The sequence below is a fragment of the Breznakia pachnodae genome (genome assembly GCF_030814225.1).
Taxonomy (GTDB): domain Bacteria; phylum Bacillota_I; class Bacilli_A; order Erysipelotrichales; family Erysipelotrichaceae; genus Breznakia; species Breznakia pachnodae.
The window spans coordinates 611,554-637,468 of sequence record NZ_JAUSUR010000001.1; the positions used below are offsets into that span (position 1 = coordinate 611,554).

Consider the following 25,915-nt stretch of genomic DNA (forward strand, 5'->3'; position numbering starts at 1 on the left):
TGTATAAAAAAACGTTATGTTCTATTTTCATTATTGCCCTCCATTTTTAACTCTTATTACTCAAAACTTATTTCAAATACATTCCCTGCATAATCACTAATATAGATTAGGTCACCATAAGAACGTTGTGTTGTCACTGCTAATGTATTATTTTGTGAATCATAAATATATTCATCACTACTCACTCCATTACGTATGAGTGTAATACTACTTGGATCAACTCCTGCTAAGTCATCCTTTAAATAAATTACAAAACTATTTCCATTACGATCACTACTTCCATAAGGACTCTCAATATCAATGTTTCTTACTTCAATTGATTTTTCATCAATAACATTACCATCCTTTATCAGCTGTACTTTATGTGTTCCATTCTCATAAACATATTGTGTAGGTGTATTATTCACTCTTATTTCATCATAAGCATCACTTGTTGTTTCAACATATACATATACAGGTTGATTAGTCCAATTTGTATCTACATAAATATTCTGTATTTCAGCTGCAAACGATTCCTTTGCCTCTATTGGTGTTGATTGAAATACTTCTGTATTTATAGAATGTCCAACCATCTGTGTCTCTTGCGTATTATTCCATATTGTAAATGCCGAACCAGCAACCACAGATGTAACCAGCAGTGAACCAACTACAGCAGATATCTTATAAGATAATAATGATGATAATGTTCCCGTTGCACCAGCGGATTGTGAAAAAATGTAATTTGAAAAATATTGCGATACAATACCTGGGAACATGATGATAACCATATAGTTACTTGGCGTAATTCCTTTACGTTTTAAATCACCTTTAAGATTTGTTCGAACCGTTGATAAACGTGACTTCACAGTTCCTTTGGGTATACTTAAAAGATCAGCTATCTCATTTACTGACATACCCTCTATATAACGTAACAATCCCACTGTCTTTAAATTAATAGTCATTTCATTTAAAGACTGTTCGATTGTATTCATCATCCGCTTTTCTTCTACTATTTCCAGTGCATCCTTTAGTTTTGTATCTTCTACTTCTTCTGCAGCATTTTCTTCATCAAAATTTACAATTCGATATTTGCTGCGATTATAATTTAAACACTTATGATATGAAATCTTCTGAATCCAGGAATGAAATGCTTTTGGCTCCTGAAGTTCATGAATTTTCTGGTAAACAGTGATAAAGATTTCCTGCGTCAAATCTTTTGCTGCTTCTTCATTGATTGCAAACTGTCGTGTTACAAAACTAATTTTTGGAAAATATGCTTGATAAATTACTGTAAAAGCTTCTGTATCGCCCTTTTGTGCATTTACTACAATATCATCTGAAATTAAATATTGTTTTTTCTGATTCAAATTTACACCGCCTCGCCCTCATAGACTTACCTAATTAGTTAGTCATTCTTCACTTTTAAACAAAATTCTCCTTTCATTCTAAAGACACTTCGAATTTTAAGAGGTTCAAAAGTTTTTTCTTCTTCTTATTATTAAGACAATGTAATTATGATTTATCATCATTATTTCGTCCCTATAATCTTCCATAATTTTCATCAACATAATATATTTAGTTAACTATGCTGTCCCATAATAAAAGTTTCGTCATATAGCTTCCTATAAAAATGACGAAACTTTTTAATTATAATCCCTCCACTTATTGTATAGCAATATACTACAGACCTTGTTTTATTAATACTTATGGTTCTTAGTTTATCATTATCAATAATCTCTTTCAATTTATATCTGATAATCTTTGCACCATCTTAATAGAGGTACATTGTATTAACGCTCGTTTTCACAAAAGAAAAAGATGCTTTCGCATCTTCTATTCAAATAGTAATTCAACTGGATTACCAGCATAATCGCTTACATAAATTTTATCATTATAACCTTTTTTTGTGGAGACTGTTAAGGTATTTGTATTTGCATCATAAGTGTATTCATAACTAATTTCATTATTACGATACATAACTACACTGTTTGGATTTACTGCAGATAGATCATCTGATAAATAAATTGTAAAAACATTTCCATTTCTTTCGCTTACTACTTGAGGACTATTCTTGTCAATGTTACCTATCACAAGTTCTCTTTGGTCAATTATCGCCTTATCTTTCATTAACTGTATCTGATATGTCCCATTCTGATCAATCATATTGGTTTCAATACCATCAATTAGTATCTGATCATACTCTTCATTTGTAGTTGTTACATCCACTGCTATTGAAGTGTTTGTCCAGTTCTGATTGTAAGTTATATTATCAATTTTTGCATTTTCCACAACTACTTCTACTGGTTTAGGTTCTTCAACTACAGTAACTGGCTTTTCTATCACTTCTTCTTTTGGAGGATTATTCAATACTATAGCTGATGCTATTACAGCAGTGGTACCAATACCAAAGATGGCAAAGTTCTTAATCGTTAGTAATGCGGCAAGTCCCTGTTGTGCTGCAATACCTCCTGCCACTGTTGTTGTAGTACTTAAGGAAGCATTTGTTGCACTTTGGTTAAATAGTTCCTGATAAGCATTTCTTATAAGTTGAGGCATCATAAATACAAAGCCGTAGGTTTTTGGAGATATACCATTTTGTTTTAAGTCTCGTTTTAATCGCTTACGAATCCGGTTCAATCTTGATTTGATTGTTCCTCTTGGGACTGAAAGAATTTCAGAAATCTCATCAACTTTAAGCCCTTCAAAATAACGAAGCAAACCAACTGTTTTGAATGATTCGTCCATTGTATTTAGTGATTTTTCCACTATTTCTAATATTCGTCTGTCTTCAATTTCATCTAATGGCTCTTTTAACTTCTGATCCATGAAATCGTCAGCTGTTCTTCCCTCCCCAAAATCAACTAATCGCTTTTCTCTTTTAACATAATTGACACTTGTATTGTATGCCACTTTATAAATCCATGAATGAAATGCCCTTGAATCATTCAATGTATGAATATTTTTATGTACTTTCACAAATACATCATGTGCCATATCTTTTGCTTCTTCATCATTCATTCCAAATTGTTTTGCAATGAAGAAGATTTTTGTGAAATATGCATCATACACTTTCACAAAAGCTTCTTGATCTCCATCTTTAACTTTTTGTATGATTTCTGAAGAAACCAAGTACTTTCTGTTTTGATTCATATACTTCCTCCACAACTAACAAATATCAAACTTACTCATTTCACCACAAATGAATAGGCAAAAAATGCCTATTCATAATGTTTTATTCTTTTTTATCTTAACTTCTTAATTCCCTTAATACTAATATATGCACTAGCAACCAATACAACTATAAATCCATATACATTAGTTGAATCTCCTGCGTTTGGGCCTGTATTTGCATTTACTGTTAAATCCACTAACTCTTCTTCTGGTTGCTTAACTGGATTGTTTGGAGTAGGGACTACACTTGGACTCTTAATTTGGTAATAAAGTCTCAATACTAAACTACCATCTTCTTTTACTACACCACTTTTAATCGTTTCACTTACACTTAAATCTATTGTGTACCCATCATAAACTCTAGGAATTGCTTCTACTGTTACCCCAACTTTATCAGTGAATGTAAATGATTCTTTTAATACAAATGTTCCATCGTTTTGCTTAACGTAATGTTCTACCTGATAGTTGGCATCTGTAATCGCCACTGGTTCTTTTTCTTTTGTGTAATATAATTTCAGCACTAGTGCTCCATCTTTAGTAATTTCTCCAGTTTGCTTTGTATCAGCTACTGTAGTATCTAATGTATATCCACTATATCCCTTAGCTGTTGCAGTTACTGTTAATCCAATTTTTCCCTTTTTATTAACTGTTTCTTGAATTTTAAACGTTCCATCTTCCTGTTGAAGATAATGTTCAACTTTATAAGTTGCTTCATCACTAGTTATTGGTTCTTCATCTTTTGTATAAAATAATTTTAAAACAAGTTTTCCATCACCTGCAATTTCAGCAGACTGCAAAGTTCCAGCAATTGTAGTATCCAGTGTATACCCTGAATAAGTTTTTGGAGTTGCAGTAACTGTTGTCCCTGTTGTCCCTGTTCCACCTTCAGTATCTTGTACTCTATATGTTCCATCCTCTTGTTCTAAGTGATGCTCTATTGTATAAGGGGTATTAGTATTAGCAGTATAACTTGCATAATAAGTAACATCGTCTGCTAATGCTGTTCCATCAATATCTGTTTTTTGCAGGTATGGGCCTACACGACTTGAACTAGTAGCCCACCCATTAAAGGTATAACCTGCAAGAAACATACTTGCATCGGTTGGCGCAACTGCAGAACTATTTAAAGTTATTTGTTGTGTTGAGACAATATCCGTATCTTCTTTTCCAACAAAATCAACACTTACTGTATATTTTAAGAATAAATTCCTTCCTGAATTTGCTTTTACAAAGTTTACTAATTTCCCACCCGTTGCATCATCAATTGTCCATTTTGAGGTAGTCTTGAAATCTAAATTAAACAGCAAAACTTTATCTGCATTTGCAGTAGGTAATGTTATCGTATCAGTTACAGTAGCAGGTGTAAACGTAACATACTCAGCTCCCACTTTATTACTTGCATGAGTGCTAGCAGGATAAACTGTATCTGCTGGCGTAGCCGTCTGTAATAGTGCCACAATATTTGTTGTATATGCTTCACCATTATTATAAGCAGCTACATAATTTGGTATTGAAAATCCACCAATTGTTCCATCTGCTTTTGCAATTAGTTTAATATTTGGAGAAGGAATATCTGTATTTGCTTTTTGTCCATTTATTAATGACAAAATATTAGTAAATTGCGTATTCATAACCACATTGGTATTATCTGCTTCCACTACCCAATAACCACTGCCTAGTTCATAAACAGTATGATTTGAAACAGCACTAATCTTACTATCATATAGTCTTATTGCTGCTGTAGAATTGCTTCCATTTCCATTTGTTTGACATAATGCATATGTAAACTCTGACGGTACTAGAATATTTTGATATCGATAATCTTGTACATACACACTATCGTATACTGTTTCCGTTTTTGGCAAACTTAATGTTCCATCAAATACAATATTTTCCTGGTCAGAAACATTTCCTGTAGGCAATTTCGTTAAATCAGAATGTTCTACTTTAATTACATATGAATTTGCATTATGTGCATTTCCGGTTCCAGTCTCATTTGGATTTTCTACATTTAAATTTTTAAAATAATTATTTGCAGTTTGATTGAATGAAACAACTCCATATCCTGCCTTTGTTTTACAATTTCGAATTGTAAGGTCTTCAAAGTTTCTTTGACCATCAAATGGTGTAAAAATATTCAGTGCAACATTTTTTCTTGCAGTTCCCATAAAAACAGATCCATCACTACTATTATTCGAACCAATATTTTGTAACACAACATTTTTCGCTACGAAATTATCTGTATCTGTTGAGAGTATCCAAAAATACTCTCCTCTACTTTTTGGTGTTGAACTTAATCCTCCTCCAACTGGAACCATATCAATATCCGAACCATCAAATACAATATTTCCTATATACGTGTTTGGATGGTTAAACATAATACGCGTTTTATATCCTCTAAATCCTGCACTACTATGAGTAGATGGACAAGGTAATTTGTAGAATGTTGTTTTTGATTCACCATTCATGTCTAAATATAATCCTACAACTGATTTATTATCACCACTCATATTATAATTATACTCATAATTTTCATCAACAAACTTTCCCTCATCATAAAAATAGGTACTTTCATTATACATATTTGGTATCGGTGAAGCATCTACTGCATCAATACCTTCAACTGCTTTTGAGTATGTTTTTCTTGCTGAATAAATAATGGTTGCATTATAGTTTGCACCTTCATAAGTAACGGTCTCATTTTGACCATTTTTTGCACTATATGCTGGATCTCCAGTTACAAAATAGTAAGTAACTGTTCCATCATTATAACTATTTGTTGCTTCCTTATAACTACTTCCATCTTCTTCCGTGTGTCCTACCGTAAATGTACCTGAATCACCTTCAGCAGGCACATCCGTTGTACCAACTACATCATCTGCTTCTGTTACTGCATATGTACTAGTATTTACAGTAACTATTGTTACTAACAAAACCAATACTAAAAATATACTTTTAATAATTTTCTTCATTTCGCCCTCCTGATAATATACTAGAGATATATTCATAATCATTTAATCTCTGGCCTTCAATACTAAAGACAGTTAAGTATAAATTTAGTTCCCGCAAATTTAAAAAATAACTATGATTAATTATACATGATACAAAAAGAGCATCTTTCCGGTGCCCTATATCTATTAGTCGTAAAAATAGGTAATTTCGTGCAAAATTAATATATTTTATTTTTATACAGATATTTATTCCTTTTATTAACCAAAAGCAATGAATCGGCTTTCAAAAAGAATGTTAAGATACTTAAGTATAAGATTCCTATCTTACCTCCATTAAGTAAGACTACATTTTCTTAAAAAAGTATTAAAAAAAGACAAATTCTTGTAACTACAAGGACTTGTCTTTGCTATATATACCTAATGTATTATAGTTTTTCTCTTTTCACATAACTTGTATGTAACAATTCATGAGCTTTACCTTTACCAGGTTGACCTAAGAATGCATCATACAGTTTTTCCATTACTGGAGTTTCATGAGAGATACGGTATTTATCACCATCATCAATTTTGTATAGAACACTTGCACGTAATGATTTAACGTCTAAGTTGTTTCTTACAGAATCACGAGGGATGATTTGTCCACCTCCGTTAACACATCCACCAGGACATGCCATAACTTCAATCATGTGGTATTCTTTTTCACCGTTTTGGATTTGTTTCATTAGTTTTCTAGCATTTGCTAAACCTGAAACAACAGCAACTTTTACTTCAGCAGCTCCCATTTTGTAAGTAGCTTCTTTGATTCCCTTCGTACCACGTACTTCATCGATTTCAATTTTATCGAATGTAGGATCAATTAAACGACCAGCTGTACGGATAGCAGCTTCCATAACTCCACCACTTGCTCCGAAGATAGTACCTGCTCCAGATCCACATTCAAATGGATCATCGAAGTTTTCAGCTTCTAACTCAGCAAACTTGATTCCAGCTTCCTTGATCATGTGTGCTAATTCACGAGTTGTTAATGCAACATCAACATCTTGTAAATCGCTCCAGTGTTCTTCAGGACGACTAACTTCAAATTTCTTAGCAGTACATGGAATAACACTTACAACAAATAAATCTTCAGGTTTAATATCGTATTTTTCACAATAGTATGATTTTAATACTGACCCAAACATTTGTTGAGGTGATTTACATGTAGATAAGTTAGGTAACATTTCAGGGTAGTTATGTTCTGCGAACTTCACCCATCCTGGACAACAAGAAGTAAACATTGGTAATACTCCACCGTTTGTTACTCTATCTACTAATTCATTTGCTTCTTCAACAATTGTTAAATCGGCAGTTACATCCATATTGAATACTTCATCAAAACCTAAACGTCTTGATGCAGCAACCATTTGTCCTTCACCATTTGTTCCAATTGGCATATCGAATGCTTCTCCGATTTGTGCACGAACAGAAGGTGCTGTAAACATAACAACTTTTTTATTTGGATCTGAAATTGCATTCCAAACATCTTTTTCGTTGTTTTTCTCACTAAGTGCTCCAACTGGACAAGCTACGATACATTGACCACAACCAACACATGGTGAGTTTTCTAAATCTCTTTCAAATGCACATCCGATGTGAGTATCATGACCACGGTCAATTGCTCCAATCGCATCTACCGCTTGCATAGTTGAACAAGCAGCTACACAACGACGACATAAGATACATTTGTTGTTATCTCTTACTACGTAAGCCGAAGAGTTATCAATTTCAAACTTTGGCTCTTGAGCTGGGAAGTGATCTTCATCTACTCCATACTCACGTGATAATTCTTGTAATTCACAATTTGTACTTCTCACACAAGAAAGACATTTCTTGTTGTGATCAGATAATAATAATTCTAATGACATTTTGCGTGAGTCACGAACTGCTTTTGAATTCGTAACAATTTCCATACCTTCTTCAGCTGGAGCCACACAAGATGCGGTTAACCCTCTTCTACCTTTGATCTCAACTACACAGATACGACAAGAAGCAATTGCACTCACTTCTCTTAGGTAACATAATGAAGGAATTTCAACTCCTGCTTGTTTTGCAGCAGTCATTACTGTTGATCCTCTTGGAACAGTTACATCTATTCCATTTACCTTTAGATTAATTTCGTTCATCTTCAATTACTCCTCCTAACCTCTTGAAATGGCGTTGAACTTACATGTGTCCATACAAACACCACACTTGATACATTTTTCTTGGTCAATTACGTGAACTTGTTTCACTTCACCACTAATTGCATCAGTTGGACATTTTCTCTTACATGCAGTACATCCAATACATTTTTCAGCATCAATCGTGTATTCCAATAATTCCTTACATACACCAGCTGGACATTTCTTATCCACGATATGAGCTACATACTCATCTCTAAAGTGATGTAAAGTTGAAATAATTGGATTTGCTGCTGTTTGACCTAAAGCACATAGTGAAGATTTTTGCATATGTTGCGATAATTCTTCAATTTTGTCTAAGTCTTCCATTTCTCCGTTACCAGAAGTAATCTTTTCTAATATTTCATATAAACGTTTTGTTCCGATACGACATGGTGTACATTTACCACAACTTTCTTCTACTGTAAATTCAAGATAGAATTTTGCGATATCTACCATACAAGTATCTTCATCCAATACGATAAGTCCACCAGAACCCATCATACTTCCTAACTTAATTAAGTTATCATAGTCAATAGGAACATCCATGTTCTTAGCAGGAATACATCCTCCAGAAGGACCTCCTGTTTGAGCAGCCTTGAATTTCTTTCCATTAGGCACTCCACCACCGATTTCTTCAACGATTTCACGTAGTGTAATTCCCATAGGAACTTCCACAAGACCGACGTTCTTGATTTTTCCACCAATAGCGAATACTTTTGTACCCTTTGATGTTTCTGTTCCCATAGATGCAAACCAATCTGCACCTTTCAAAATAATTTGAGGAATATTAGAATATGTTTCAACATTGTTTAATACTGTTGGTTTTCCAAACAATCCCTTAACTGCTGGGAATGGTGGACGTGGTCTTGGTTCTCCACGGTTACCTTCAATACTTGTAATAAGGGCAGTTTCTTCACCACAGACGAATGCTCCTGCTCCTAAACGAATTTCAATATCGAAATCAAAATCTGTTCCAAAAATATTTTTACCAATAATTCCAGAATCTCTTGCTTGGTCAATTGCAATTTGCAGACGGTTTACCGCGATTGGGTACTCTGCACGTACATAAACAAATCCTTGGTTTGCACCAATTGTATATGCTGCGATCGCCATAGCTTCAATAATACAGTGTGGATCTCCCTCTAAGATAGAACGGTCCATAAATGCACCTGGATCCCCTTCATCTGCATTACAACATACATATTTCTGGTTACTTTCGCTTGCTTTCGCAAACATCCATTTTTGACCTGTAGAGAATCCTCCTCCTCCACGTCCTCTTAAACCAGAAGCTTTCATCACATCGATAACATCATCTGGACTCATTTCAGTAACTACTTTATGTAATGCCTGATATCCATCTGTACCAATGTATTCTTCAATAATTTCAGGATTGATGACACCACAGTTTCTTAAAGAAACACGGTGTTGTTTGTTATAGAAATCTGTTTCCTGTAATGATTTGATTGTTCCATCTTCATTTACAGTATCTTCATATAATAATTCTTTAACAACATTGCCACCAATAATATGGTCATTCATAATTGTTTCCATATGTTCAGGCGTAACTTGTGAATAGAATACTCCTTCTGGATATACAATTACAACTGGTCCTAGCGCACATAATCCAAAACAACCAGTTTTAACCAATAATACTTTTTCTTCCAATTTGTTTGCTTGCATCGATGCCTCAATTACATCGGATACTTTTTTAGAACCTGATGAGTGACATCCTGTTCCAGCACAAACTACGATTTGTTTTTCATAGTGATGTGCTTGATCTTCTACCAATTTTGCATTTGTATGAATTGCTGTTCTCACATCAACAATTGGTTTATACTCTTTTCTAATTTCATTTAACTTTTCAATGTTCATATTTTCCACCTACGCTTCCATATCTGTATACTTTTTCAAGATTCCTGCAACTTCTTCAGCAGTAACCTTTCCATACACATCATCATTCACAAGCATTACTGGTGCTAATCCACATGCACCAACACATCTTGTTGCATCAATAGAAAATAATCCATCTTCAGTACAGTCTCCTGACTTAATACTTAGTTTACTTTCAACTTCTTCTAATACTTTGTCTGCTCCTTTTACATAACAAGCAGTTCCAAGGCAAACACTAACTTTGTATTTTCCTTTTGGTTCAAGTGAAAATTGCGAATAAAAAGTAACAACACCATATACCTCTGATAGAGACATATCTAAACCTGCTGCTACCATCTTTTGAACTTCAAGCGGTAAATAGCCATAAATCTCTTGAGCCTCTTGTAAAACAGGCATCAACCCACCACGTTGAGTCTTATGTTCTTCAATCACTTTGTTTAGTTTTTGTTCCTGTTCAGGCGTACCTGAAAAAGGGGTTTTTTTATCTGACATATGCGATCCTCCTAATAAAAAACCTGTATGCGCTTTCCAAATATCATTATAGTATAAATATCCTTTATTTACTAGTTCTTTTTTTATTAATTGTGAGTAAAATCACATTCTAATTTTACTAGGTTTTAAGTTAGTTTTGGTTAACCAAATTCAGGCTAATTAAAAAGCACTGGATAACTCCAAGTGCTGTGGGATATAAGAGACCAAAAGAAGAATTAATGAAGACTTAATTCTTAAAGTATTAACGATTTTTTATCTGTGTTCTTCCATAAATTGAAGTAAAATGATATCCCATTGGTCGCTAAAATCATAGGTGTATTCAGATTCCATGATAACTTCTTTTTCATTTGATAAAACATTATCACGATATAAACTTCGCCCCTCCACTTCATCTATGTAATTAAACCGATTCACTTGCTGTTCATCAGTTACTAAGATAAACATAATAACTGCGAACACAATATAAATTAAATTCCTCTTCATATGGCCTCCTACTTACTATACGAAATAGTAGTAAGGAAAGTTTCACACAAAGAGGAATTTGTTTTAATTTTTTAAACTTTGAATTGGTGCAGGAATTTTCCCTTTACGATGAATCATAATATTATTAGGAGTTTGATTAATATTCATTACTGGACCACTTCCAAGTAATCCACCAAACTCTAATTCATCACCAATCTTTTTACCAATTGCTGGTATTGCACGAACCGCTGTTGTTTTAGAATTTACCATTCCAATTGCAGCTTCATCCGCAATAATTCCTGAAATAACTTCAGGCGTTGTATCACCAGGCAATACAACCATATCAAGACCAACGGAACATACCGCAGTCATTGCTTCTAGTTTTTCTAATGATAGTGTACCATTACGTACTGCTGCAATCATCCCTGCATCTTCTGATACTGGAATAAATGCACCTGATAAACCACCAACACTGCTACTAGCCATAACTCCACCTTTTTTAACAGCGTCATTTAGCATAGCAAGACAAGCGGTTGTCCCATAGGCACCACATGACTCTAATCCCATCTCTTCAAGGATATAAGCCACAGAATCACCTACAGCAGGTGTTGGTGCAAGTGACAGGTCAACAATCCCAAATGGAACTCCAAGACGCTCAGAAGCAATGCTACCAACCATCTGTCCCATTCTAGTTATCTTAAATGCTGTTTTCTTAACGATATCAGCAATTTCATCCATTGGTAAGTCTTTAGGTGCTTTTGCAAGTGCTGCACGCACTACCCCAGGACCTGATACCCCAACGTGAATTACACAGTCAGGTTCTCCAATACCATGGAACGCACCAGCCATAAATGGATTATCTTCAGGAGCATTACAGAATACAACTAACTTTGCTGCACCGATACAATTACGATCCTTTGTAAGTTCAGCTGATTCTTTTACCATTCTACCCATTAATTCAACTGCATTCATATTGATTCCAGCTTTGGTTGAACCAATGTTTACAGATGCACAAACATGTTCTGTTTCAGCAAGTGCACGTGGAATTGATTCCATCAGTTCACGATCACCAGCAGCACATCCCTTTTGAACAAGTGCACTGAATCCACCAATAAAATTAACTCCTACTGTTTGTGCACACTTTTCAAGTGTATGTGCATATTTCACCGGATCTCCACCACTCACTGCTACTAACAATGAAATAGGCGTAACCGAAATACGTTTATTAATAATAGGAATACCATATTCCTTTTCAATTTGTTCTCCAACAGCAACTAAGTCTTTCGCTTTTGTTGTAATCTTGTTGAAGATTTTCTCACAAGATTTATCAATATCACTATCTGCACAATCTAACAGTGAAATACCCATGGTAATCGTACGTACATCTAAATCCTCTTCATCAATCATCTTGATGGTTTCTAATATATTACTTATATTTAACATGTCGTTCCCCCATTAAATCGTATGCATTGAATTGAAAATATCCTCGTGCATTACATGAATCGTAAGCCCTAATGATTTTCCATATGCTTCCATCTCATCTACAAATGAAGTATACTCTACATCCAGTTTGTCGATTTCTACCAACATCACCATACAGAACATTTCTTGCATAATTGTTTGACTAACATCTACAATGTTTGCTTTTACCTCTGCACACTTCGTACTTACATTGGACATAATACCAACACCATCTTTACCAATAACACTTACAACAGCTTTCATGTAATACTCCTCCTTATAATAGTTTTTATTATTATATGTGAAATAAAGGTTAAACTCAACATAAAGAAAAAGAAATATCTTAATTTTCGCTCTTATTGCTAATAAAAGCGCTAACATTTCTCTTTTTCTACATTATTTCTTTTCTCTATCCTTATATATAAGAAAAGAAAGCAACAAATTAATCGTTGCTTTCTTCCGTTGTTTCTGGATTTCTTCTATTGATTATTTCTTGTTCCAAAAGGTCCAATGTCTGAATCATTTTCTTCTTTGTTGCTTTGCTACGCATAGACTTATTAAGTTTCACAAGGAATCGATTACTAATGATATCTTCTTCATATGTATCTTCAATATGATCATCATCAATTTTTCTTATTATATGAGAAATGATTTGTTCAGTCCCATTTGTTTCCATAACAAGCATATAAGAATTTGGAATATCCAATACTCTTATCTCACTCTTTACTTCAAACTCTTGTTTTCCTCGTTTAAAATGACGCGTAAAAGTATATCCTTCTTTCACATCTTCAACCCTTAAGTCTTTTGATACTATACGCTGCAGTTCTTTATGAAGATTTTCCATAATATATTCAAAGAATTCTTCATTACTTATATTCATCACCTTTTGTACAATCATAATTTACCTCTTAAATAAATGTTTCAATTACGTTACAGTTTCCAATAATTTTAAAATTACCAAATCCTGCAGGAATAAAAATACTGTCTCCTTTTTTGAACTCAATCACTTGGTCTTCTGATTCTACAGTTCCTTCACCTTCTAAAATAATATAAGAATGGAAACTGCTGTCATCAACACTTAGACTAAGCTCTTTCTTAACGTCATACTCTATTGTAGTAAAATATTCGGTTTTTGCCAATAGCGTATCACTATAATTGTCATGAATTTCTTTTTTACCTTCTGGTTCTCCATTTTTACCACTAGGTGTAAGAATACTTACATCCACTGCTTTATCAATGTGTAACTCTCTAGGTTTTCCATCCACACCAACACGACCAAAGTCATATACACGATAAGTCGAATTTGAATTCTGTTGGATTTCACAAATCAGACATCCCGTTCCAATTGCGTGAATCGTACCCGCCTTAATAAAGAAGCAGTCACCCTTTTTTACTTCTACTTTATGTAATACATCTAAAATCGTATCATCTTCAATATGTTTTCTGAATGCTTCTTTTGTAAGATCTTGATTCACTCCATAGTATAAGAATGATCCTGGTTCACAATCTACAATATACCACATCTCATTCTTTCCATATTCATGTTCTACACGTAGTGCATATTCATCATTTGGATGAACTTGAATCGATAGTGGTTGTTTTGCATCAATAAATTTAATTAGAATTGGAAACTGGTCAAAGTGTTGAGCGTTACTTCCCCAAATACCTTTTCCCATTCCATCTAAATATTCCACAAATGTTTTTCCTTGATATTCACCGTTCAGTACAGTTGCTGGTCCATCTGGATGAGCACTTAACTCCCATGCTTCAGCTACAATATCAAGATCAGTTTTCATCTTATAGTTATCTTTTAATCTGGTTCCACCCCAAAGATAATCTTTGAAAGCAGGACTTAGTTTAATCATTTCCATTGTCTTCTCCTTTGCTCGATTTCCTACGATTCATTATACACTACATTCCCTAGTAACGAGAAGTAAAATCAATCAAAATACGTCTATTTCATTCAAAAGAGGTACAAATGATGTCTGTACCTCTTTCTGCATATTATATCTATTAACTATTTCACCTGATACCCTAAGGCTTTGATATTCGCAATCATCTGGTCATATGTTATTTCACCAGATACATATTTCATTACATAATTCATAACTGCATCTGTATCAATTGGTGTTGATGATTCAAGATTTAATGTAACATTATCTACAGTAATAGTTGAAGTGTAAGTAGTTGTTCCACCACCACCTCCACCATTACCATTATCTGATGGAGTTGTCGTTGTTGTAGTACTACCCGAAACGGTTCCTGATTCCACATTTGGACTATCCATTAGAGCTGCAAATATTTGATCCCAACTCATTACTGATGTAAATCGATAATATCTTGGTGCAGAAGCTCCTGGTATATTTACTGACTGTACTTCAACATTCAATCCCAGATATCCACCATGCACTGCCTGACCATTACCTAGATAAATCGCTACATGGGCAGATCCGGTTCCTCCATTGTCATAATAGATAATATCACCAGCCTGCGCACTGCTTGCACTTACTGCTGTTGATAATTCAGGAAAATAATATACTCCAATATAATTAATCCACTGCTCTCCACCTGCAATCATTCCTGCATCCATAAGTGCATAGGTAACCAGTTGATCACAAGCCAAACTTTGCCCAACTCTGCCTAACGCTGCATTTGCGACTGCATTATTGGTAGAGGTAATTGGTGTAACTGGTGCTGTACTATTTTGACTTGATGTACCTTCACTTGCTCCACTAGTGTCAGTTGTACCTGCAGTACCTTCAGATTCATTAGACTCACCATTATCAGTCTGCTCATTTGCTAGATGATACGCGAGTTCTCCAATCTCACTATCTTCGGCGCCAGCTGCTAAATCCTCTTTCGCAATCTTTGTACCTTCAGCAACCACTTCAATCTTATATTCTACAGAAGCAGTATTATAGTTCTTGTCAATTGTAAGAACGTTTACTGTATACACACCTTCTTTTGTTGTATCAAGATCAGAATAGATGACTGAATATCCAAATTCTACTCTATCTGTCTTATACGCTTCTACATCTTCGTTTGATTTAAATGTATTCTTCTTTGTTTTATCATAAAAACTTTCTACATCCGATGAAATACTATCAAAGGTTTCTTTATCTACAACTTCTACCTTCTTCATATCTCCATCAACTTCATCATATATCTTGTTTAGATTACCTACGAGTAAAAACCCTCCATTTGCAGATATCTTCTTTGTAGAGCTGGCATCTTGAATCAATTCAATCTTCGGTTCTTTTGTGTCTTCTACAATTACCTCTTTTGATTCCTTCTCACCTTTTTCTTCCCATTCAACAACATATGTTCCCATTACACTAGGATTAACATCAACTGAAAATGTTTCAACATCTTTTGATACTCCTAATAACTTATAAGGATCATATTCACTTCCATACTCCAAACGATAAGTATTAGCCTTCTTATCATTTTCGATTGCAACAATCACTGCAAGTGCTGCAATTGACGCAATAACGCCAAAAATTAGTAATTTCTTTTTCATGATTCCCCCTGATTTCTCAATAAAATTATAACATATATAATTATATGTTTTTACATATTTCCCCTCTTTATCATGCTTAATTTAAAATAAATCGCGGACATTATTGTCCGCAATTCATAAATGCATCAATACACGTTTATTTCATCTAATCTGTAGAAATAAACATGTAATTCGCCACTCGTCACTGATAACTTTACTTTTTCTAAATTGTTAATGCCTCTTGAAAATAAAATATTTTCACCATTTACTTCATATGTACTAATTAGCATAGAATGTCCAAAGTGTGTGTTATAGTAGTAATCTGTAACCTCTTCACTACCAAGTACTGCACCATTAGATGTATAACCAATACTATATGATTGATTTTTTGGCATATCTACTTGGTTATCAAATGTTTTAGATTCACCTGCTGCAATTACATAATCTATAAAAGGATCTACTCCATTCATATTTGAAATTGTACAATAATCATCAAGATTAGAATCTGGACTCCCAAAAAATCCATCATCAGAAGCAAATACTGATAGCGAACCACTAAATACTTTTATTTCCCAATGCTCTCCATTGGAAACATTGCGATAAAATTCATCTTCATAATTTGTTCTGTGATAAGTTGAGTTTCCTTCTAAGAAACTACTATATTCTGTGGTTTCTTCAGCTCGAACAAAAATTCTTTTGCTTGAATTAAAATCTAGCTGATATGATTCTCCAGCATTAATTGTCAACACATCATAATCATACTTCCGCGACAATCCAATGTTTATATCATTAGCATCAACACTGAATGTAGCAGAATAAGAATTTGATGAATAATTATTTGCACTTGCAGTTAATGTTTGATTACCTAAAGGAACCTCTAATAAATAATTTCCATTATTGTCTGTTTGAGTTTCTCTATCAACATATCCATCAACTGATACAGTTGCATCTGAAATCGGAGAATTTGTATCTACATCATATATATTACCAGTAATTACAACAGTAGTTGGCTTTGGTTCTAAGATAATTGGATCTGAAATTTTATTTTCTTTGTTACCTTCTATCTTTACAGTACCTTTATATGTTTCATAATAATTTGATCTAACAAAAATATCATAATCACCTTTTTCGATTTCTTTCGTAAAAGTAAATTTACCATCTATATCTGACTTTGTAGTATGTAACACTTTTCCATCTTGTTCAAGTGTTACTTGCGCTAGATATAAAGGTAGATTTTCATTGCCATCATGTTTTAAAACCATACCTTCTAATGAACCGTACTTTCTAGTACACTCATCAACGATACCCGTTTCTTCAAAATGTAAATACTCTTTGATAATTGTGCCATCTTTATCCATTATTGTTGCAGTGAATTTCTTGTTCCAACTTCCTGGCAGAAGAACAGCCGATACATTTCCATAGTTATAATATCCAGCTTCTACACAGAATTCTAAAGGATTAAGCGAGATACTATCTAACTTAAGCTCATAGTTTCTTCCGAAATCAAACTCTGCACCAACTAATCCTAATTTCAAAAGTGTTATTTTTGGTTCTGCTATCGCACCAATTTTCACATTTGCTTCTGCTTCTGCTTTCGTCAGTTTTCCATCAATATCAAAGATTCCTTTAAACTTAGTGTTCGAATAGTCAAATCCTGTCACTACATCTATTGTATATTCTAAAGTTGCTTCTCCTGATGCTGATAAATATAAGAATAAATCACCTGTAGCATTAAACCCATATCCTAATGGAGCTGTAAAGGATGCAATATGTGCTTTTTTCTCTCCTCCAAAATTACTTTTCTTTTCAAAATCTAATGTTATTTTAGAGTCAAGTGTGGTATAAAATTTATTTACCTCTATACCATTCAAACCAATCCTTGCATCAAAATCATAATTTAATCTTTCTACACATAACTCACCACTAACACCAAGATCACCTAAAGAAATATTCCATTTATTATATAAATCTAATGATCCTTCCTTATCAATATCTAATGCAAATAAATTCATCGCTCTCGCTCTGCCATCTAAGTGTTCTATACTAGATGCATCAGTAAAAGTAACACCATCTGCTGGTATTAAAACACCTGTTTCAGATTCATAGCCTGAATAATTGAATGATTTAATAACATCTTCTATATCTGGTGTTACATAGGTTATTACAACACTACCATCTTCTAATGTATCAATTGACTCTATTTTAATTGCGATATCATCTTTGGGATTTGATTCACTTTTTAGAACTTGAATATCGCCCACTTTCCACTCAGAAACCACATCTCCATCAGCTATGGTGATTTGCATATTTTCTTCATCCAAATCATATTCTAAATATGTTTCTTCAATACCATCCTGGTAAACTACTGGATCTTTAGGTTCTTGAGAATTATAGTCATAAGAAATTTTGCTAGAAAGCTTCAGATTGTTTCCATCATAAATCACATTCTCTTCTATATTAATTTCATTTGATATCTCTTCTGCTTGTATATTTGTACTTCCAAACATACTTACTAATAAACCTAAAACCAATAACATGTACAATGATTTCTTTATACTTCTTTGTTTCACACCAACATATGTACAAATCCCTATTGCACTTAGCGCACCAATTAATAACCATAGTCCAATATTTGTACTATCTCCTGCATCAATATTATCAACACTGGCATTAGCATTTAAATTATTATTTATACCATTATCATTTCCATTATTAGTAGAATTACTAACATCACTTTTCTTTATCTTTGATTCAAGGTGAATTGTTTCACCTACATTCAAATCTGCATTTTCTAATCTATTCAAAGAATCTGTATCTAACTCAAATCCATCTGGGATTATATTTTCTACATCACTTAAATTGATTAAATAATCATTCTGATTTATTATACTTAAATCTACAGTTATATTTTCTCCCTGCTCATAATTAGTTTTATCAGTTGTTAGTTCTACAACCAACCCGTCTTGTTGGGTTTCAGCAGCAGAAACACTGCCACAAAAAACAAAGACTAACAGACTAAAAAAAACTAACAAAAATCTTTTTTTAAATTGTTTCACTCTCGCTTCATATAGTGCTTTTTTCAACACTATATAACTCCCTTCTCTTAATTTGTAGTTTTTACTTTTTAATCAACTGCTATAAAATTCAAACTTTTCCCTTTAGATTACTTTTTTCTCACCTCTTTCATATAAATAAACTAGTATTCATAAGTAATTATAACCTTAAAGGTTTATTTTAACAACACCTTATACTTGGTTTTTATAACTTTGAGGTTAACATATAATAAACATAATTGGTGGTGAAGGCTGTGAACAATAACAAACTTATGATTGGTGACAGGCTAAGAGCATGTCGTAAGTCAATGAAATTAACGCAAGAAGAATTATCCACTATGTTAGATGTTTCAGTAAAGCATTATAGTGAGGTCGAAAGAGGTCTCGCTGGGTTATCTGTTGATAACTGGATTCATGTATCTGAAATATTAAACACAAGTCTTGATTATTTATTGAAGGGCGTCGATATGAATACACCTATGCTTTTATCTAATATGTTTTATAACACTGATGAAAAACAGCAGGAAATTCTAATCAAAATCATTGATTTAGTTAAAGAATATAAGAAATAATTGCTTTATTTCTTGTGGCAATATGAGCATTGCTTTTTATATCGCTTATCTTGCATATATTTTTGTTAAGCAATTTTTATATAAAATCGACCTAAAAAGGGCACTAGATATCTTAATCTAGTGCCCTCTTTTATTATACTTTTACTTTACTTATTATACTTTTGCTTTAATAACTGCTTTTAAATCATCTGCAGTTAATTTAAATTCTTTTTGTAAGAAGTCTGGTGTTCCAACTTGTCCGAATTGTTCATTCACTCCAAGTCTAGTTAATTCAACTCCAACACCGTTGTCAGCCAATACTTCAGCTACTGCACTTCCTAATCCACCAGTAATTGAGTGGTTTTCAAAAGTGATTACTGCTTTTTTACCAGCTGCTTTCTTTAAGATAAGATCTGCATCAATTGGTTTAATTGTAAACATATCGATTACTTCTACAGAGATACCATCTTTTTCAAGAGCCTCAGCTGCATCCATTGCATCTGATACTAATTGTCCAGCTGCAATAACAAGTACGTCCTTACCTTCTTTAATTAGGTTTCCTTTACCTAGTTCAAATGTTGAACCTTTTTTATATACATTAGGTACTGGTTTACGGTTTCCTCTAACATAATGAATTCCTTCAAGTTTAGAGAATTCCTTAATAATCCATTCCATTTGTGTATCATCAGCAGCATCACAAACAACAGAATTAGGAATCGCTCTCATAAGCGCTACATCTTCCCATGTTGTATGTGTTCCACCATTAGGTCCTACAGTAAATCCAGGATCAGAACCATAAATGTTCATTGTGTTATGCGCATAAGCACCAGATAAGAATACTTGGTCAAATACACGTCTTGAAGCGAAAGGTCCAAATGTGTGTAAGAATGGAACGAATCCAGTTACACTAAGACCAGCAGCAACACCAACCATATTTGCTTCTGCAATTCCTACGTTAATAAAACGATCCGGATTGGTTTTCTCAATTTTAGAGAAGCCACTTGCTCCACCTAAATCTGCTTCTAAAGCAACTACTTTGTCATTTTCTTTCATCAGTTCCTGAAGCGTTTCAACAACTGACATTCTCATTTCTCTAGTAGTTTTATTCTCTCTATCTAATGTAAACATCTTATTCACCCTCCTTAACAAATGCCTCTAACTCTTTAATAGCCTCATGTGTAGCGTTAATAACTTCATCCGAGTCAAATTTAACTGAGTGATTTGCATCCATTTGTTCAAAGAAAGGTACACCTTGTCCCTTAATAGAATCTAAAATAATACATACTGCTTTATCTTTTACTTCTTTACATTTATCAATTGCATCACTGATCGCTGCTTCATCATCACCTTTTACAACTTGTGTGTCAAAGCCAAAAGCAGTCATTTTTTCTTCAATACAGAATGGGTTACAAATATCTTTTGTAAGTCCATCTAATTGTTTCTTATTATCATCAATGATTACAACACAATTATTTAATTTATTATGAGCAATGTATTGGAATGCTTCCCAACATTGTCCTTCATTTAATTCACCATCACCAACAATCAGATATACTGTTTGATCGCTTCCAAGCATACGAAATCCAGTTGCAATACCAGCAGCAGCCGATGTTCCTTGCCCCAAAGACCCTGTTGTCATATCTACACCAGGTGTTTTCATTCTGTCTGGATGTGAAGGTAAATTTGTCCCACCATCATTTAATGTATATAACATTTCCTTTTCAATGAATCCAACATTTGCTAATGTACTATATACACCAGGACCAGCATGACCTTTTGATAACACTAACATATCACGGTCTTCCCAGTTTGGATTCTTAGGATCGTATTTCATATGTTTTCCATATAAAACACTTAGTAATTCAACGATTGATAATGATCCACCTAAGTGTCCATAACCACGTTTTTCTAACATCTTTAATACATCAATTCTAATTTTTGCTGATAACAGTTTCAGCTTATTAAGTTCTGTCTCATTCATATTTTTTCTCCACCTTTATCGCTTGATCTTACTATTGCCTACTTATTAAAAACTTCACGTAATTTTGTTTCTAATTCATTCATATCCATAATGTTATCTAAGATAATAACATTAGGTAATGCAGAAACGAATTCTTCTAAATCTTTACCAACTACAAATAAATCTGCAGCACCTTCAGTAGCATCTGATACTGAAGAATGTGAAACATCAATGTTTTCAACACCAATTTGTTTCAGTACTTTTTCTACATTCATACGAACAAGCATACTTGATCCTAAACCAGAACCACAGCAGCACATAATTCTACGTACTTCCATTGTTTTCCTCCTTTGTCTCTCACTTATTAATTGATTTGTCTCTTCTCTCTTTTTGGTGGTTTCCCCACAAAATATGCAGACAATCAACAATTAAAATCATACCATAAACACTATGCTAAGTCTATTGTATACACGATGAACATTTGAATAAATTTGATATCGAGCCTGTCTCTTTTTCTATTTGCCTATTTCTCTCTTTATCACTTATAAAATTATAGGGGAGATACCATTTATCTCCCCTAATTTATTGTGTATCTTTTTATTATTCAGCTTTTTGTTTTTTTGGTGCAATAAAATTGTAGATAATTGGAATTAAGAATAATCCAATACATACTGCCATTAATCCTGTACCTTGAATAAACTGTGCAATGTTACCAATGATGATTCCAACGATAGAGAAATCAGCATCAGAGAATGTACTGTTTGCGAAGTTTAATGCACCCATAACTGGCATACAAATCGCAGGTAAGAATGTAATTAATAAACCATGTAAGAATGATCCAGCTAAACAACCTTTTAATCCACCTTCTGCATTAGCGAATACTCCAGCAGTTGCCCCACAGAAGAAGTGAGGAATAACTCCAGGTAAGATAAGCGCTACAGGTGTGATTGAACTATTAATGAATCCTAAGATAAATAATCCAACAATACCACCAACGAATGATACTAAGAATCCAATTAATACTGCGTTAGGAGCATATGGGAATACAACTGGACAGTCAAGTGCTGGTTTTGCATTTGGTACAAGTTTTTCCGCAATTCCTTTAAATGCAGGTACGATTTCTCCAATGATTAAACGTACACCAGCTAAGATAATGTAAACTCCTCCAGCGAAACTTAATCCACTAGTAAGTGCCCATACAGCCCAGTGAGTTGTTGTTTCACCACTGTATAATGCTGCTAGGTTAGCACTTTGAGCCATTACTTTATCGTCTAATAAACCATTTGCTACAGCTACACCAGTAACGATAACAAAGAAGATTACCATTGTAAGACCGATTGCAACTGTTGTATCTCTAAGGAAAGAAATACGTTGAGGAAAATTAACTTTTTCCGTTGATTTACTTCCTTTGAATAGTTTTCCAACTTGTGCCGCAAACCAATAACCAGCTCCACCAAAGTGTCCAAAAGCCAGTTCATCAGTTTTAACGATTTTACGCATTGTTGGCTGACAGATTGCCGGTGAGATAACCATGATCAATCCAAGCATTAGTCCACCTGAAATAATAAGTTCAATACCATCTAATCCACCAACATTTAAAATAACTGCTAACATACATGCCATATATAATGTGTGGTGACCTGTCAAGAAGATGTAATTCATTCTTGAGAATCTCGCCATTATGATATTAGCCACCATTCCAAAACACATAATATATGCAGTTTGACTAGCGAATTGTTCTAATCCTAATGAAACGATTGCTTCATTGTTTGGAACTACTCCTTGCATATTGAATGCATAGTTGAATAATTCACCGAATGCGTTTAGCGAGCCTGACTGCAAGAATGCAGCTCCAGCACTTAATACTAAGAATCCAACAATTGTTTTAACGGTACCTTTTACTACATCTTCAATCTTTTTACCTTGTAAGATAAGACCTAGTAAAGCCATAAGACCAACAAGTATTGCCGGAGTAGATAAAATATTAATAATAAATTCCATACTGTTTATTCCTCCCTTACATTAACCTATGTTCTATTCATTTACTGCAGAGATGAATTGTTCATAAATATCTTCAGCAGTTGGTGCATTTACAAGTGCGTCAATTCTCTTTTGATCAGAAAAGATATTTGAGATTGCTTGCATAGCTTCTAAATGTGATTCAGGATCACTTGCTGCCAGAGTAACCAATAAGCGGACATCGTACCCTTCTGGTTTAAATTTAACTGGGTTACGCAATGATGTAATCGCTAATTGTTTTTTTATGACTCCTTGTTCTGCACTCGCATGAAGTAAAGCTAAGTTCTCGCACAAAACGTAATATGGTCCAAATTTTTCAGTGTTCTTGATAATTTCATCGATATAGCGCGGTTCAACGAAACCAGTGTCCACAAGTGGTTGTACACCCACATGAATTGCTTCCACCCAATCTTTAACACCATCAATAATTTGAACGTTTTCTAGTTTAAGCATGTCTTTCATTCTTTATTCCCCCTAACATTACTTCGTACACCCATAGTGTAAGCGCTTTTACATTTTTAAAGAAGTCCAACTTGTTTCATTAGTTTGTGCAATGATTGTATGCACGTAAATAACAGTATGAATTTATTATTTATAAATATAGATTAGCACAAAGAAAAAAAACTCTCTACCTTAGTAGAAAGTTATGAAGATTTGTATTCTAAGTATTTTAGGAACATCATATTCGCAATCACAAAGAAATGTCCAGTGCTTGAATAAAAGGAATCATGATATCCAGTTTTAAAGGAAGATACTTTAAACTGAATACAAGTGTCACTATTACGAGATAAAAAATTATCGCCTTCCTTACATATTGAAATAACTGGGATTGATAATCGATTCAGAAACTTTACCAGATTGGTTGATGTTTCATTCTCACCTGATAACGAAATAATAATAAATACATCATCTTTACTTACTGAACGCAGTAGTGTATCAATCTCTACTCTACCATTAATGACATATAGAATCTTCTGACGATACGCAAACTCTCGTTTCATCTCAAATGCAGCGTTCTGTTGGACCACTCCAGTTCCATAGACAAATACTCGCTTTGCCTCGTCAATCTGCTTCATTGCCTTGCTTAAGTCCATATGACGCACACGATGCAATGTATCATCCAACTCTACAATTGTTTTATCTAACATCTGTTCATCAAACTTTGCTTCATCATCCAGTTCCCATTTCAGATGTACCTTTAATTCACTATATCCATCCATTCCCAATTTTTTAGTAAAATCTAAGATTCTGGTATGAGATAAATTACATACCTGTGATAATTCAAGAATTGTCATTTTCTGACATTGACGTTTATGATGCAGAATATACTGCCAGATATACAAATCAGTATCATTTAACTTATCGTGATTTTTATAAACTAGTTCTTCAAGTTTCATAATTCACCTCGATCTTCACAGTACTGCATATAACTTACGCTTAGATAATCAATTAATATATAGTAGCTTACTAAAGATTCAAATCGAGCACCCAGTGGATTATCTACATTTCCAACATCTACATACAAGCATTCATCTGCAACATGTGATAATGAATTATTCTTATTCGCAGTAATAGATACAATGGAAATATTATTGATTTTTAACTGACGTGCAAATTCAATCATACTTTGACTTTCACCCGAATAAGAAATAATAAATACTAGATCTTCTGGCGTAATAATATCCAGAAAGGCATCCTTCTCACTTACGGATGAAATATTAAAGAATAACTTGTTGACCATAAGAAAGGAACGTTTTAACTCCTCGGCTACACTGTCCTGTACTACACCAGTACTATGAACATATAGATTCTTTGCTTTATGGAGCTTATCTAATACAGAAGTAAAATCTACCGATTTTAAATAGTCCATATAAGAGCGATAGACATCAAAAATCAAATCTTGTCGGGTTTCTGGAGTTGGAAGTACTTTTCTTTCCATGGATAAAATTACTTTTAACTCGCTATATCCTTTAAGTCCAAGTTTCTTAGAAAACCGTAAAATCGTAGTTCTAGAAACATTACATCTTTTTGCCAATTCTTCAATTGATAAATTGGAGCACTCCTTCATATGGTTAGAAATGTACTCCCAGATATATAAATCATTATCATTTAGTTGTTTATAATTCTCATTCACCAGTTCATAAATTCGCATATATTACCTCTAATTTAACTGTATAATATTTCCCAGTCTTTGTCTATTTGAAAATAAAGCCTATGCGAACATAG

At 33.6% G+C, this 25,915-nt stretch carries 21 protein-coding genes; 1 reads left to right on the forward strand and 20 read right to left on the reverse strand.

Annotated features, from left to right (window positions below; genetic code table 11):
• Positions 1–56 precede the first annotated feature (56 nt).
• The 13 genes from J2S15_RS02900 to J2S15_RS02960 all read right to left on the reverse strand — a co-directional run bounded on the left by J2S15_RS02900 (position 57) and on the right by J2S15_RS02960 (position 19,192).
• A complete protein-coding gene (locus J2S15_RS02900) occupies positions 57–1,346 on the reverse strand; it encodes an RNA polymerase sigma factor (protein WP_307405307.1) in 1,290 nt (429 codons plus the stop codon).
• 466 nt (positions 1,347–1,812) lie between these two features.
• Positions 1,813–3,129, reverse strand: a complete 1,317-nt coding sequence (locus J2S15_RS02905; RefSeq protein ID WP_307405310.1) for an RNA polymerase sigma factor — start codon at positions 3,127–3,129, stop codon at positions 1,813–1,815.
• A gap of 92 nt (positions 3,130–3,221) precedes the next feature.
• Complete coding sequence (locus J2S15_RS02910) at positions 3,222–6,122, reverse strand: hypothetical protein (protein ID WP_307405311.1); 2,901 nt, start codon at positions 6,120–6,122, stop codon at positions 3,222–3,224.
• Between the two features lie 404 nt (positions 6,123–6,526).
• Positions 6,527–8,263, reverse strand: a complete 1,737-nt coding sequence (locus tag J2S15_RS02915; RefSeq protein ID WP_307405313.1) for an NADH-dependent [FeFe] hydrogenase, group A6 — start codon at positions 8,261–8,263, stop codon at positions 6,527–6,529.
• 15 nt (positions 8,264–8,278) lie between these two features.
• Positions 8,279–10,174 carry an NADH-quinone oxidoreductase subunit NuoF gene (nuoF, locus tag J2S15_RS02920; protein WP_307405315.1) on the reverse strand — a complete coding sequence of 632 codons (1,896 nt, stop codon included), beginning with the start codon at positions 10,172–10,174 and terminating at the stop codon, positions 8,279–8,281.
• 9 nt (positions 10,175–10,183) lie between these two features.
• Positions 10,184–10,684, reverse strand: coding sequence for an NADH-quinone oxidoreductase subunit NuoE family protein (locus J2S15_RS02925; protein ID WP_307405316.1), 501 nt, complete (start codon positions 10,682–10,684; stop codon positions 10,184–10,186).
• Between the two features lie 252 nt (positions 10,685–10,936).
• Positions 10,937–11,167 (reverse strand): hypothetical protein, encoded by a 231-nt coding sequence (locus tag J2S15_RS02930; RefSeq protein ID WP_307405318.1) that lies wholly within the window; start codon positions 11,165–11,167, stop codon positions 10,937–10,939.
• A 63-nt stretch (positions 11,168–11,230) separates the two neighbouring features.
• Complete coding sequence (locus J2S15_RS02935; protein ID WP_307405320.1) at positions 11,231–12,589, reverse strand: PFL family protein; 1,359 nt, start codon at positions 12,587–12,589, stop codon at positions 11,231–11,233.
• A gap of 12 nt (positions 12,590–12,601) precedes the next feature.
• Positions 12,602–12,871, reverse strand: coding sequence for an ACT domain-containing protein (locus J2S15_RS02940; RefSeq protein ID WP_307405322.1), 270 nt, complete (start codon positions 12,869–12,871; stop codon positions 12,602–12,604).
• Positions 12,872–13,049: 178 nt separating this feature from the next.
• The gene (locus tag J2S15_RS02945; protein WP_307405324.1) at positions 13,050–13,505 is read right to left on the reverse strand and encodes a DUF3284 domain-containing protein; all 456 of its coding nucleotides are present in this window, start codon (positions 13,503–13,505) and stop codon (positions 13,050–13,052) included.
• Between the two features lie 10 nt (positions 13,506–13,515).
• Positions 13,516–14,478, reverse strand: coding sequence for a type I phosphomannose isomerase catalytic subunit (locus J2S15_RS02950; protein ID WP_307405326.1), 963 nt, complete (start codon positions 14,476–14,478; stop codon positions 13,516–13,518).
• Positions 14,479–14,624: 146 nt separating this feature from the next.
• Complete coding sequence (locus J2S15_RS02955; RefSeq protein WP_307405328.1) at positions 14,625–16,127, reverse strand: NlpC/P60 family protein; 1,503 nt, start codon at positions 16,125–16,127, stop codon at positions 14,625–14,627.
• Positions 16,128–16,252: 125 nt separating this feature from the next.
• Entirely contained in the window at positions 16,253–19,192 is a 2,940-nt protein-coding gene (locus J2S15_RS02960; protein ID WP_307405330.1) for a carboxypeptidase regulatory-like domain-containing protein, read from the reverse strand.
• A 221-nt stretch (positions 19,193–19,413) separates the two neighbouring features.
• Here J2S15_RS02960 and J2S15_RS02965 point away from each other — a divergent pair, with 221 nt between their 5' ends.
• On the forward strand, positions 19,414–19,731 hold the full coding sequence (locus J2S15_RS02965; RefSeq protein WP_307405332.1) for a helix-turn-helix domain-containing protein: 318 nt from the start codon (positions 19,414–19,416) through the stop codon (positions 19,729–19,731).
• Between the two features lie 153 nt (positions 19,732–19,884).
• Here J2S15_RS02965 and J2S15_RS02970 read toward each other — a convergent pair whose 3' ends face one another.
• The 7 genes from J2S15_RS02970 to J2S15_RS03000 all read right to left on the reverse strand — a co-directional run bounded on the left by J2S15_RS02970 (position 19,885) and on the right by J2S15_RS03000 (position 25,841).
• Positions 19,885–20,838 carry a transketolase family protein gene (locus tag J2S15_RS02970; RefSeq protein WP_307405335.1) on the reverse strand — a complete coding sequence of 318 codons (954 nt, stop codon included), beginning with the start codon at positions 20,836–20,838 and terminating at the stop codon, positions 19,885–19,887.
• A 1-nt stretch (position 20,839) separates the two neighbouring features.
• Positions 20,840–21,691: a transketolase gene (locus tag J2S15_RS02975; RefSeq protein WP_307405337.1), complete on the reverse strand. Its 852-nt coding sequence runs from the start codon at positions 21,689–21,691 to the stop codon at positions 20,840–20,842.
• A 38-nt stretch (positions 21,692–21,729) separates the two neighbouring features.
• Complete coding sequence (locus J2S15_RS02980; protein ID WP_307405340.1) at positions 21,730–22,008, reverse strand: PTS sugar transporter subunit IIB; 279 nt, start codon at positions 22,006–22,008, stop codon at positions 21,730–21,732.
• A 262-nt stretch (positions 22,009–22,270) separates the two neighbouring features.
• Positions 22,271–23,671, reverse strand: coding sequence for a PTS ascorbate transporter subunit IIC (ulaA, locus tag J2S15_RS02985; RefSeq protein WP_307405342.1), 1,401 nt, complete (start codon positions 23,669–23,671; stop codon positions 22,271–22,273).
• A 33-nt stretch (positions 23,672–23,704) separates the two neighbouring features.
• Complete coding sequence (locus J2S15_RS02990) at positions 23,705–24,151, reverse strand: PTS sugar transporter subunit IIA (RefSeq protein ID WP_307405344.1); 447 nt, start codon at positions 24,149–24,151, stop codon at positions 23,705–23,707.
• Positions 24,152–24,333: 182 nt separating this feature from the next.
• Positions 24,334–25,086: a MurR/RpiR family transcriptional regulator gene (locus J2S15_RS02995; protein WP_307405346.1), complete on the reverse strand. Its 753-nt coding sequence runs from the start codon at positions 25,084–25,086 to the stop codon at positions 24,334–24,336.
• Complete coding sequence (locus tag J2S15_RS03000; protein ID WP_307405348.1) at positions 25,083–25,841, reverse strand: MurR/RpiR family transcriptional regulator; 759 nt, start codon at positions 25,839–25,841, stop codon at positions 25,083–25,085. The genes J2S15_RS02995 and J2S15_RS03000 overlap by 4 nt, the downstream gene beginning before the upstream one ends.
• Positions 25,842–25,915 lie beyond the last annotated feature (74 nt).